The following is a 9,890-nucleotide window of genomic DNA, read 5'->3' as shown; positions in this document are numbered from 1 at the left end:
GTACGGCCGGTTCGGCGAACGTGCCATCGGCATGGCCGTGCCGCCGACCGCGAGCGTCTGGATCGATGTGAGCGCGCCCTCTCGTTCATCGAGTTTGAATGCCGAGATGTCCTGGCTGTCGGCGTTCGAGACGTAGACATAAGTGCTGCTTGCATGCGCGGTGCCGGCAAGTGCGCATGCCATCAGGCCGGCTAGCGCCACGCGCATTGAAAAACGTCTCGGCATATCCATTCTCCTCACTGTTATTGATGACGGTAATGTACGTCATCTTATGTCTGATAACTAGACGGAGGACGAGGTGCCGCACTAGGAGGCCGGGGATCGGCACGACGATTGCTGGAGACCCGTTACTCAAACGTCGGGCGACTCGGCTCGCAAAGGGAGGATTTCCATGAAACGACTCATCGCGCTTCTGGTACTTGCCGCAACGGCGGCGCTGACAGCCTGCCATACCGTTGCGGGGGCGGGAGAAGACCTCTCGAAGGGGGGGCACGCCATCACGAACTCGGCCGAGAAGCATTCGGACTGATGTCGGTCGAAGCTGCAATCGGGCGGCGTATTGCGCGCCGCCCGCCATTTGCCCGGGTCGCGACATTCGCCAATGGATGCTCGCGGCCCACGTCATGTCAGGCCGGGTCCGGCCCCGTCGCCGGGGCTGGTGCGCTACGCTCCGCCGTCTTGTGACGAGATCTGCCTACCGGCGCGCCGACGAAATGCGGGCCGCTATTTCGCATGTGCGGCGCTTGCTGGTGGTCGCCGCGCGATTGGGTCGTTCGTTGGCTTGGTGGGGCGCTTGACCGGCATGTTGTCGGGGTTGTGAGCGTTCACTCCGCTTGCGGGGGGCTGTGGGGGCTGGACCATGGACGCGCTGGCATTGCTCGGCGTGCTTTGGCTTTGTGCTTGGGCCGGAGTGACTCCGGCCAGGCAGGCCCATGCAAGCGTGGCAACCGCAAAGGCGTGCCCGAGCTCTCGATCGATCGCACTCATCATCGGCTCCTCGGCGGGAAAAGCCGCCGTCTTCGTATGGAGCAGCAATCGGAGGACCCGTTTCAAGGGCGGACCGCACCGCTGAAGGCGGGGGGGCGCTCAAGGCATCGCGGTAGGCTGGCGATGAACCGGGACAGCGCGAAGCCGATGACAACGGTTGCCAACATATTGGCGCCGTAGCGGACAAGCTTCATCAACGAACCTCCAACGTGCCGTAAGCCCCTACGCTCGCTAGTTGAGCGTCAGTTAAAGTGCTTCGGCACAGAACGCTGCCGGCGTAACGATGCGAGTGCGACCGAGGTTGCCTCGTTGCAAGAGTCCGGCGCAATGATCGCCGGTTACGAGGTAGTCCACTTCGCCAGTCTGGGCCATTGCGAGCAAGAAGGCATCGTTAGGATCATCGGTTTCGATATTGACCAGCAGATGATGTAGGACGACGGCGCGCTGTAGGTTGTTGATCATCGTGCCGACGAGATGCGGCTGCAAAATGGCCTTCAATTTCGGGTAGCGACTGGCGCGGCGCAATTCGTCGAGCTGTGCATTCGACGTGACGAGCTCGAAGCGGCCGGCGCGCCAGGCGCGATAGATGAGATCAGGGCAACCGCGGGGAGAGATGAGAGCGCTCAGCAGGATGTTGGTATCCAGAACGACCCGCATCAATGTTCACGCGCCCATTGCACTGCCTCCGAGACGATAGCCATCAGGTCAGCTTCGTTGACGTTGACATTCGCCATCTTGGCCTGTTCGGCCGATAGCTCGAGCAAATGGGCACGCACGGCTTCCTCGATGAAGCGTGACAGATCGCCCTTGCGGCCTCCCCCTTGGGAGGCGAGGAACATCCGAACCGACTGATCGGTATCGGCGGATACGGCGACGTTCCAACGGACTGAATTCACGACAGACTCCTGAAGATCGGTGTATATGTGCTTATGCGTTTATACATTCATCTAGAATGTATGGCAACTCGGTCGATCGGCCTCGGTCTTTCAGCCGAAGAGAACGGCCCACCAAGCGCCCAGCACGGGCGAGCGCCGGTTTTCCAGACGTTTACATCAACGATTCTCACTTCCTCGTCCGACCCTTCTTGAAATCGGGGCAACCCGTCCATATAATTAGCACTCGCTGCACGTGAGTGCTAACAAGTTCCGTCCGGGTCGCTGGGCGGCCTACCAAGCTAAGCGTTCTTCAGTCTCAATCAGAGAGGAGTGTTGTATGAACCTTCGTCCTTTGCACGATCGCGTCATCGTGAAGCGTCTGGATCAAGAAACCAAGACCGCCTCGGGCATCGTGATCCCCGACGCCGCGGCCGAAAAGCCGGACCAGGGTGAAGTGCTCGCGATCGGGCCGGGCAAGCGCAATGACAAGGGTGACCAGATTTCGCTCGACGTCAAGGTCGGCGATCGCGTGCTGTTCGGCAAGTACGCAGGCCAGACCGTGAAGGTCGACGGCCAGGAACTGCTCGTCATGCGCGAAGAAGACATCATGGCGGTCGTTCAGAAGTAATCACGCTTCCGATCCATATCCACTGAGATTTCAAGGAGTTAGAAGATGGCAGCTAAAGACGTCGTATTCGGCGACAGCGCACGCGCCAAGATGGTCGAAGGCGTGAACATTCTCGCCAATGCGGTGAAGGTCACGCTGGGCCCCAAGGGCCGTAACGTCGTGCTCGAGCGCAGCTTCGGCGGCCCGACGGTGACCAAGGACGGTGTCTCGGTCGCGAAGGAAATCGAGCTCGAAGACAAGCTCCAGAACATGGGCGCGCAGATGGTCAAGGAAGTCGCTTCCAAGACCAGCGACAACGCCGGTGACGGCACGACGACGGCCACGGTGCTGGCTCAGTCGATCGTCCGCGAAGGTATGAAGTATGTCGCATCGGGCATGAACCCGATGGACCTGAAGCGCGGTATCGACAAGGCCGTGATCGCCGCCGTCGAAGAGCTGAAGAAGATCAGCAAGCCGTGCACGACGAACAAGGAAATCGCCCAGGTCGGTTCGATTTCGGCCAACAGCGACACCTCGATCGGCGAGCGCATCGCCGAGGCGATGGATAAAGTCGGTAAGGAAGGCGTCATCACCGTCGAAGACGGCAAGTCGCTCGCCGACGAACTCGAAGTCGTCGAAGGTATGCAGTTCGACCGCGGCTACCTCTCCCCGTACTTCATCAACAACCCCGACAAGCAAGTCGCCGTGCTCGAGAGCCCGTTCGTGCTGCTGCACGACAAGAAGATCTCGAACATCCGCGATCTGCTGCCGGTGCTCGAGCAAGTCGCGAAGGCTGGCCGTCCGCTGCTGATCATCGCCGAGGACGTCGAAGGCGAAGCACTGGCCACGCTGGTCGTGAACAACATCCGCGGCATCCTGAAGACCGTTGCGGTCAAGGCGCCGGGCTTCGGCGATCGTCGCAAGGCGATGCTCGAAGACATCGCGATCCTCACGGGCGGCCAGGTGATCGCCGAGGAAACGGGTCTTTCGCTCGAAAAAGCCTCGTTGCAAGAGCTCGGTCAAGCGAAGCGCATCGAAGTTGCGAAGGAAAACACGACGATCATCGACGGTGCGGGCGACGGCGCCAACATCGAAGCACGCGTGAAGCAGATCCGCACGCAGATCGAAGAAGCCACTTCGGATTACGATCGCGAAAAGCTGCAAGAGCGTGTGGCGAAGCTCGCCGGCGGCGTCGCAGTGATCAAGGTCGGCGCTGCGACCGAAGTCGAAATGAAGGAAAAGAAGGCACGTGTCGAAGACGCGCTGCACGCTACGCGCGCGGCCGTTGAAGAAGGTATCGTGCCCGGCGGCGGTGTGGCGCTGATCCGTGCTCGCGCGGCAATCGCCAGCGTCAAGGGCGACAACGCCGACCAGGACGCAGGTATCAAGATCGTGCTGCGTGCGATGGAAGAGCCGCTGCGTCAGATCGTGTCGAACGGTGGCGAAGAAGCCAGCGTGGTCGTGGCGGCCGTTGCCAATGGCAAGGGCAACTACGGCTACAACGCAGCCACGGGCGAGTACGGCGATCTGGTCGAAGCAGGCGTGGTCGATCCGACGAAGGTGACGCGCACGGCGCTGCAAAACGCAGCTTCGGTTGCCGGCCTGCTCCTGACGACGGACGCGGCTGTGGCCGAGTTGCCGAAGAAGGACGCGCCGATGCCTGGCGGCATGCCCGGCGGTATGGGCGGCATGGGCATGGACATGTAAGTCTCGCGCGACAGCGAGCAGCATGAAGGACGCGCCTCACGGCGCGTCCGTCCAGACGCAACCCCGCAGCGATGCGGGTTTTTTTTTGTTTGTGCCGAAGCCAGATCCATTGGCCGTTCGGCGGATTTCTACGCACCGCACTTTGCGGGAGCATGAGCCTTTCCACTCACATTGGAGAAGGCCATGTTTCATTGCCGGACAAGCCCTGCGCTTGCGCTCTGCATCCCCTCGCGCTTCGCCAAAACGGCGTCCGAATGTTGCAGTTGTCATTTGACAACCTCGCCGTTTCCCCCTATCCTGGGGCTCGTATGACTCGTCCGGTGCATCCGAAGAAGGAAATCGAGGAGGCGCTGCGGTACGCGCAAGCGAACGGCTGGACCGTAAAGGTCGGTGGAGCGCACGCCTGGGGAAGGCTTATTTGCCCATACAACGATGAGGAGTGCCGCTGCGGAGACTTCTGCATCGTCGGTATTTGGAGCACCCCGAAAAACGCGGGCAACCACGCGCGAGCGTTACGGCGAGTCGTCGATCACTGCACGACGCACCAGATGAACGTGCGGCAATAAAAGGGCTGTGCCAAGGAATAAGCCAATGGAATACGTATTCACTTTGAGATATCAACTGCCGGTCGAACTGTGCGATCCGGCGGAACTGATGGAGCGGCTCGGGGCGGCGGGGTGCGACGATGCGCTGGTCGGGATGGGCTTGCCGGGGCGAGTTGCGCTCGAGTTCACGCGCGAAGCCGCATCCGCACAAGTGGCGTTGGTGTCTGCCTTGTCCGATGTGCGTCGCGCCCTTCCTGGCGCAACGTTGATCGAGGCGGTGCCGGACTTCGTCGGCCTGAGCGATGTCGCGGACGTTGTCGGCGTGAGCCGGCAGAACATGCGCAAGCTCATGCTCACCCATGCGGCGAATTTCCCCGCCCCCGTGCATTGCGGCACTACCTCGATCTGGCACCTCGCCGAAGTCCTCGCATGGTTGCAGGACAAGGGCAGCTATGAACTGAAGGCGGAACTACGTGAGACAGCCGCCGCCGCAATGCAGATCAACCTGGCCAAGGCGGCGCGTCAGGCATTGCCGCGTGTTCAGCAGCAAGTGAGCGGCCTCATCGCCTGAGCGAGGCATGCGGCGAATCGGCACAGCCGCACGTCAGTGCGGCGGCTGCCGGTAACGGGGCACAGCGGCGGCGCCTTCCACGCGCACTTCTTCATTCTCGTCGTCATGCGCCCAGAAGAAGCGATCGAGCAGGTAGGCGCCCATACCGGGACGGAACGCATGGAGGGTTGCCTGATAGAGATATTCCTGGGCTTCGCGGGCGGCCTCGGCGGGCTCTTGCCCGTTCGCGAGCAGCGCGGCAATGGCCGCACCCAGCGTATCCGTCGTGCCCATCAGCCGGTGAGGAGGGCGGTCCCACATGTCCTGCCGCAGTTGCCCTTCTTCGCCGAACAGCGTGTTGACGAGCCGATGGGTGCCCGTCTGCATCGACAAGATGTACTCGGCCCCCTGCGAGAGCAAATGCGCAATCGCGGCATCGAGGCCTGGAGCATCGGCGTCGCCATCGGGTTGCGCCAATGCAGCGAGCGTCGTCTGGTCCGCCACGAGCAGTGTGGTTTGCGGCGCGAGCAAGTCGGCGATCGATTCGCGCAGGTCGTCGGCAGCGAGGACGTGCTCGTCATCGACGGTGAAATCCGGCGCCAGAATCAACGGGATATCGTCGTAGTCGGCTACGACTTCGGCGATCGCACTCACCACCTCCGCGCGCGTTGCCGCGCCGACCTTGAACGCGGCGATCGGCATGTCTTCGAGTAGCATGCGCGCCTGGGTGGCCACCACCTCGGGGTCGAGTCCTGTGACTTCGTCGCAGTTTGCGGAGTCGCGGACCGTATAGCCGGTGAGAACGGAAACGCCGTGGCAACCCATGCTCGCGAACGTGAGCAGGTCGGCCTGGATGCCGAAGCCTCCGGTCGGATCGGAAAGACCGAAAGTGAGAACAATGGGAGGAGCGGCGCTGGGCATGGCGGAGGTTGGGGCAAGAACGGGTTGGGACGTCGCAAAAATGCGGTCGGCTCAATTATGCGGCTTTATTGATTCGGATGGCACGATGGGCGCGCTCAATTCAAGGGCGTAGCCAGTGCGGCATCAAAAACGGTACCATCATGGCTCTTTTAATCAACGGACCTTTCGACGCGGCATAGGAATGGAATATAAAAGCTGGATGTGCCTCATTTGCGGCTGGATCTACGACGAAGAGGCCGGCCTTCCGGAGGAAGGGATCGCTCCCGGAACGAAGTGGGAAGATGTCCCGCTGAACTGGACTTGTCCTGAATGCGGAGCCCGCAAGGAAGACTTCGAAATGGTTCAGATCTGATCCGCGACGCGAGCGGCTGTCGGCAAGCCGCTCGTCATTTTGCGAGCGCGCGCTGCCCCTATGAGTTCTCCTCTCACGTCGAACTTCGAAGCGCTGCCGAACCCCCGCGGGGCGGCAGTGCGACCGGCTGAAGACGCTCTGGCTGAAGCGCGCCGAGCCTTCGATTCTCATGCTGCGACCGGCGCGCCGCTGCGTCGCGCAGCCGAGGCGTTGGCGCATGCCGGCTGGTTGCCGGCGCAACGGTTCGCCGAAACGCTGGCGCTCGCCTCGCCGTTCGCCGAAGGCGCGTTCGAGGAGCGATTCGGTGCGGCGCTCGCCGATTTCCAAGCCGCGCTCATGCGGCGCAATCTGCGCGAGCTTGCTTGCTCGACGGTCCTGTTCGAGCACTACCGCGAGCTGCGCTCGCGCATCGCGATGCACGCGGGCCCGTCGGACATCGCTTACGAAGACGTGGCACTGGCGGGCAAGCCGATCGCCCCCGCAACGATGAGATCGATTGCGACGCCGCAGCTGGCGCGTTTGCGCGCGTGCTACGAAAGCGTGCTGCTCGCGTGGCTGCGCGGGCGTGATTCGGCGCACGGGGCGCTGGGCGATCTGGACGGTTACATCGAGCAGCTCGCCGGGCCCGATCCATACGATGTTTGGCGGCTCGCGGCCGCTTGCGCGCGAGCGCTGCGGGTGACCGGGCGTGCCACCACGGGCGATGCCGATGCGAAACGCTTCTATGCGCGGTGCAACCTGTTGCTCGGGGAGCAGGCGCATGGACTCCTGCTCGCGCCGAAGTCGTTCGTTCGTATGGCGCTTGCTTTGCTGTGGCGCGACTATGCGCTTTACGGTGCTGCCGCGGAGGATGCCGATCAGGTGGCGCTGCTCAACGACTACGGGCTGACGGTCGATTGGCATGTCGCCGGCAACATGGATTCCGAGGCGCGCTGGGAGGCCGAGGCGGCGCGCGAAGCGGGACAAACGGGCGTTCGAGACGGATCGTCCGTGCGCGAACTCGGAGTGCTGTCGATCCATGCGCCCGCTTACGAAGATTTTCTGCAGACGGCCGATATCGCGATGTCGGCACTCGCGAATCGTCCCGTATCGATGGACGCGTCCGCGGCGCTGAAGCTCTCCGAGGCGGCTTATCGGCTGGGGAGCGCAGGCTGCGCGCTTGGCCTTGGACACATCGCCGCGCTTGCCGACGCACTGGCGCTGGCGTGGCGTCTGACGGCGTGCGCCTGGCAGTCCGCCGCGCCGGAACGCCAGCCCGAGGCCCGCGCCGTGGATGCGGCCGCCCAGGCGCTGCGCGCGATGCTGCTGCGCGTGGCGGCTGGCGTGGCCCCGTCCGAATCTGGCGCATTTCATGCGTTGATGCAGTCGATCGAGCGCGCCGCGCCGGCGCGCTCGAACCCGGCCCATTTCTGATCTCTCCCCTTGCGGCCCGCGCGCCGGCGCGCGCGTTGCGCGGCATGGACAGCCGGCTGCGGCGGCGCGGCTGAAAGGCCCGGCCGACGTGATAGAGTGTGCAGTAATGAGGCATGTCGCCCCTTGGCGGCACGGCGGCCGGCGCTCGGTGCGCGGCCGTGCGCTGGCGCCCGAAGTCGCGGGCCGGTCCCGCACTGTCTTTGCTAGAATTCGAACCATGCCTAAGAGTAACGATCGCATCAACCTGACCAACCAGTTCCTGATCGCCATGCCGAACATGGCCGATCCCACGTTTTCAGGGACTGTGGTCTATCTTTGCGATCACAGCGATCGCGGAGCGCTCGGCCTTGTCATCAACCGGCCGACCGACATCGATCTGGAATCGCTTTTCAGTCGCATCGATCTCAAACTCGAAATCGAACCGCTGTTGCACGTGCCCGTCTATTTCGGCGGGCCGGTGCAGACCGAGCGCGGCTTCGTGCTGCATGAGCCCGTCGAGGGCAGTGCCTACACGTCGTCGATGTCGGTCACGGGCGGCCTCGAAATGACCACCTCGAAAGATGTGCTCGAGGCCGTCGCGAGCGGAAAAGGGCCGCAGCGCTTTTTGCTGACGCTCGGTCATGCCGGCTGGGGTGCGGGTCAGCTCGAAGAGGAAATCTCCAAGAACGGCTGGCTCACTGTGGAAGCCGATCCGCGCATCGTGTTCGATGTGCCAGCGGAAGAGCGTTTCGAGGCTGCGCTTGCATTGCTCGGCATCTCCGCATCGATGCTTTCCGGTGACGCAGGGCACGCATGAGCAAACCGGTCGGGCGTGAGGCGACGCTGCTTGCGTTCGACTACGGCGAAAAGCGCATCGGCGTGGCCGTCGGCAATATGTTGACGCGTCAGGCGCGCGCGCTGGTTGTCGTGCCGAACACGAACCGCGAGTATCGTTTCGAAGCGCTCGGCAAGCTGATCGGCGAATGGAAACCCGATGCACTCGTCGTGGGGTTGCCGCTGCATCCCGACGGCACGCCGCACGACATGACCCGCCTCGCCAAGCGTTTCGGCAATCAATTGAACGGCCGCTTCAATCTCCCGGTGGCATGGGTCGACGAGCGCTACAGCTCGGTCCAGGCCGCCGCCGATTTGCGCGATGCCGGCGTGCGTGTCGACATGATCGATGCCGAAGCGGCCCGCATCATTCTTCAACAATATCTGGACGGACTTTCCGATGAGCTGCATTGACGCCGAAGCGTCTTATCGCGTTTTGCTCACGCAAATCCGCGATGCATACGGCCACCTTTTCGGCAGTGCCGACGCGCCGGAGCTGGCGGGTATCCATAGCGGCGGCGCGTGGCTCGCGAAGCGGCTCGCGAGCGATCTGGGCATCGAGCGGTTCGGCGTGATCAATGTCGCCTTGCATCGCGACGATTACGCCAAGAAAGGCCTGCATAGCCAGGCGAGCCCCACGTCGTTGCCGTTCGATGTCGACGGGCGGCGCATCGTGCTCGTCGATGACGTGCTGTACACCGGCCGAACCGTGCGCGCCGCGATCAACGAACTCTACGATTACGGCCGCCCGGCGGCGATCGAGCTCGCCGTGCTGGCTGAGCGCGGCGGCCGGGAGTTGCCGATTGCGGCGCGTTTCGTCGGTGCCCATGTGGAACTCGCCGACGACGCCACGCTCGTGCTCGTGCGCGAGACCCAGGGCGAAGGCGACGGCGAAACCGACCGCTTCACCTTCCGTACCGAACCGCGTACCGATTGACGTGATCGACGCGATAGACGCGCGCACGCTCTTGCACGCTACCCGACCCACGTTTGCAGCAGGCAGAATATGAACACCGTCACCCCGGGGCAGGCCGACCATGCAACTTCGGCAGACCGTTTTCGCTACGGTTTCCTGAAGGGCAATCCGCAACTGACGAAAAACGGCGAGCTCAAGCATCTG

13 protein-coding genes and 2 pseudogenes are annotated in these 9,890 nt (G+C 63.0%); 11 read left to right on the top strand and 4 right to left on the bottom strand.

All coding sequences use genetic code 11. The features are described from left to right. Positions 1-225, bottom strand: a pseudogene (locus ACO1XS_RS03065) (lactonase family protein); the annotation flags it as partial. A gap of 166 nt (positions 226-391) precedes the next feature. Between ACO1XS_RS03065 and ACO1XS_RS03060 the strand changes: the two are divergent. Then, positions 392-529: an entericidin A/B family lipoprotein gene (locus tag ACO1XS_RS03060; protein ID WP_331568109.1), complete on the top strand. Its 138-nt coding sequence runs from the start codon at positions 392-394 to the stop codon at positions 527-529. A gap of 704 nt (positions 530-1,233) precedes the next feature. On the opposite strand, the gene ACO1XS_RS03055 is transcribed toward ACO1XS_RS03060, so the two are convergent. Beyond that, positions 1,234-1,644 carry a putative toxin-antitoxin system toxin component, PIN family gene (locus ACO1XS_RS03055; protein ID WP_486389985.1) on the bottom strand — a complete coding sequence of 137 codons (411 nt, stop codon included), beginning with the start codon at positions 1,642-1,644 and terminating at the stop codon, positions 1,234-1,236. Continuing rightward, positions 1,644-1,883 carry a ribbon-helix-helix domain-containing protein gene (locus ACO1XS_RS03050; protein ID WP_486389984.1) on the bottom strand — a complete coding sequence of 80 codons (240 nt, stop codon included), beginning with the start codon at positions 1,881-1,883 and terminating at the stop codon, positions 1,644-1,646. The genes ACO1XS_RS03055 and ACO1XS_RS03050 overlap by 1 nt, the downstream gene beginning before the upstream one ends. Positions 1,884-2,199: 316 nt before the next feature. Here ACO1XS_RS03050 and groES point away from each other — a divergent pair, with 316 nt between their 5' ends. The 4 genes from groES to ACO1XS_RS03030 all read left to right on the top strand — a co-directional run bounded on the left by groES (position 2,200) and on the right by ACO1XS_RS03030 (position 5,292). Beyond that, positions 2,200-2,490, top strand: a complete 291-nt coding sequence (groES, locus tag ACO1XS_RS03045) for a co-chaperone GroES (protein ID WP_173256351.1) — start codon at positions 2,200-2,202, stop codon at positions 2,488-2,490. A gap of 45 nt (positions 2,491-2,535) precedes the next feature. Next, a complete protein-coding gene (gene groL, locus ACO1XS_RS03040; RefSeq protein ID WP_331569075.1) occupies positions 2,536-4,176 on the top strand; it encodes a chaperonin GroEL in 1,641 nt (546 codons plus the stop codon). 308 nt (positions 4,177-4,484) lie between these two features. Continuing rightward, a complete protein-coding gene (locus tag ACO1XS_RS03035; RefSeq protein ID WP_486389986.1) occupies positions 4,485-4,742 on the top strand; it encodes a hypothetical protein in 258 nt (85 codons plus the stop codon). Positions 4,743-4,767: 25 nt separating this feature from the next. Next, on the top strand, positions 4,768-5,292 hold the full coding sequence (locus ACO1XS_RS03030) for a helix-turn-helix transcriptional regulator (protein ID WP_440564055.1): 525 nt from the start codon (positions 4,768-4,770) through the stop codon (positions 5,290-5,292). 33 nt (positions 5,293-5,325) lie between these two features. Here the strand turns inward: ACO1XS_RS03030 and ACO1XS_RS03025 are convergent, their stop codons facing one another. Continuing rightward, the gene (locus ACO1XS_RS03025) at positions 5,326-6,192 is read right to left on the bottom strand and encodes a hydroxymethylpyrimidine/phosphomethylpyrimidine kinase (protein WP_331571504.1); all 867 of its coding nucleotides are present in this window, start codon (positions 6,190-6,192) and stop codon (positions 5,326-5,328) included. 181 nt (positions 6,193-6,373) lie between these two features. Between ACO1XS_RS03025 and ACO1XS_RS03020 the strand changes: the two genes are divergently transcribed. The 6 genes and pseudogenes from ACO1XS_RS03020 to pyrB form a co-directional block, all read left to right on the top strand. Further along, positions 6,374-6,544 carry a rubredoxin gene (locus tag ACO1XS_RS03020; protein ID WP_173256356.1) on the top strand — a complete coding sequence of 57 codons (171 nt, stop codon included), beginning with the start codon at positions 6,374-6,376 and terminating at the stop codon, positions 6,542-6,544. 60 nt (positions 6,545-6,604) lie between these two features. Continuing rightward, complete coding sequence (locus tag ACO1XS_RS03015; RefSeq protein ID WP_486389983.1) at positions 6,605-7,957, top strand: hypothetical protein; 1,353 nt, start codon at positions 6,605-6,607, stop codon at positions 7,955-7,957. Between the two features lie 217 nt (positions 7,958-8,174). Then, complete coding sequence (locus ACO1XS_RS03010) at positions 8,175-8,753, top strand: YqgE/AlgH family protein (protein WP_173256358.1); 579 nt, start codon at positions 8,175-8,177, stop codon at positions 8,751-8,753. Beyond that, on the top strand, positions 8,750-9,184 hold the full coding sequence (gene ruvX, locus ACO1XS_RS03005) for a Holliday junction resolvase RuvX (protein WP_173256359.1): 435 nt from the start codon (positions 8,750-8,752) through the stop codon (positions 9,182-9,184). The genes ACO1XS_RS03010 and ruvX overlap by 4 nt, the downstream gene beginning before the upstream one ends. Beyond that, the gene (gene pyrR / locus ACO1XS_RS03000; RefSeq protein ID WP_486389982.1) at positions 9,171-9,707 is read left to right on the top strand and encodes a bifunctional pyr operon transcriptional regulator/uracil phosphoribosyltransferase PyrR; all 537 of its coding nucleotides are present in this window, start codon (positions 9,171-9,173) and stop codon (positions 9,705-9,707) included. The genes ruvX and pyrR overlap by 14 nt, the downstream gene beginning before the upstream one ends. A gap of 69 nt (positions 9,708-9,776) precedes the next feature. After that, positions 9,777-9,890, top strand: a pseudogene (pyrB, locus tag ACO1XS_RS02995) (aspartate carbamoyltransferase catalytic subunit); the annotation flags it as partial.

The organism is Trinickia sp. (assembly GCF_057351765.1).
This window is presented reverse-complemented; position numbering and strand designations above follow the sequence as displayed.

Excerpts from the sequence above, each read along its gene's own strand:
- ACO1XS_RS03055 (WP_486389985.1), bottom strand. The coding sequence starts at position 1,644 with ATGCGGGTCGTTCTGGATACCAACATCCTGCTGAGCGCTCTCATCTCT.
- ACO1XS_RS03030 (WP_440564055.1), top strand. The coding sequence starts at position 4,768 with ATGGAATACGTATTCACTTTGAGATATCAACTGCCGGTCGAACTGTGC.
- ACO1XS_RS03035 (WP_486389986.1), top strand. The coding sequence starts at position 4,485 with ATGACTCGTCCGGTGCATCCGAAGAAGGAAATCGAGGAGGCGCTGCGG.
- ACO1XS_RS03060 (WP_331568109.1), top strand. The coding sequence starts at position 392 with ATGAAACGACTCATCGCGCTTCTGGTACTTGCCGCAACGGCGGCGCTG.
- groES (WP_173256351.1), top strand. The coding sequence starts at position 2,200 with ATGAACCTTCGTCCTTTGCACGATCGCGTCATCGTGAAGCGTCTGGAT.
- ACO1XS_RS03020 (WP_173256356.1), top strand. The coding sequence starts at position 6,374 with ATGGAATATAAAAGCTGGATGTGCCTCATTTGCGGCTGGATCTACGAC.
- ACO1XS_RS03025 (WP_331571504.1), bottom strand. The coding sequence starts at position 6,192 with ATGCCCAGCGCCGCTCCTCCCATTGTTCTCACTTTCGGTCTTTCCGAT.
- ACO1XS_RS03015 (WP_486389983.1), top strand. The coding sequence starts at position 6,605 with ATGAGTTCTCCTCTCACGTCGAACTTCGAAGCGCTGCCGAACCCCCGC.
- ACO1XS_RS03010 (WP_173256358.1), top strand. The coding sequence starts at position 8,175 with ATGCCTAAGAGTAACGATCGCATCAACCTGACCAACCAGTTCCTGATC.
- pyrR (WP_486389982.1), top strand. The coding sequence starts at position 9,171 with ATGAGCTGCATTGACGCCGAAGCGTCTTATCGCGTTTTGCTCACGCAA.
- groL (WP_331569075.1), top strand. The coding sequence starts at position 2,536 with ATGGCAGCTAAAGACGTCGTATTCGGCGACAGCGCACGCGCCAAGATG.
- ruvX (WP_173256359.1), top strand. The coding sequence starts at position 8,750 with ATGAGCAAACCGGTCGGGCGTGAGGCGACGCTGCTTGCGTTCGACTAC.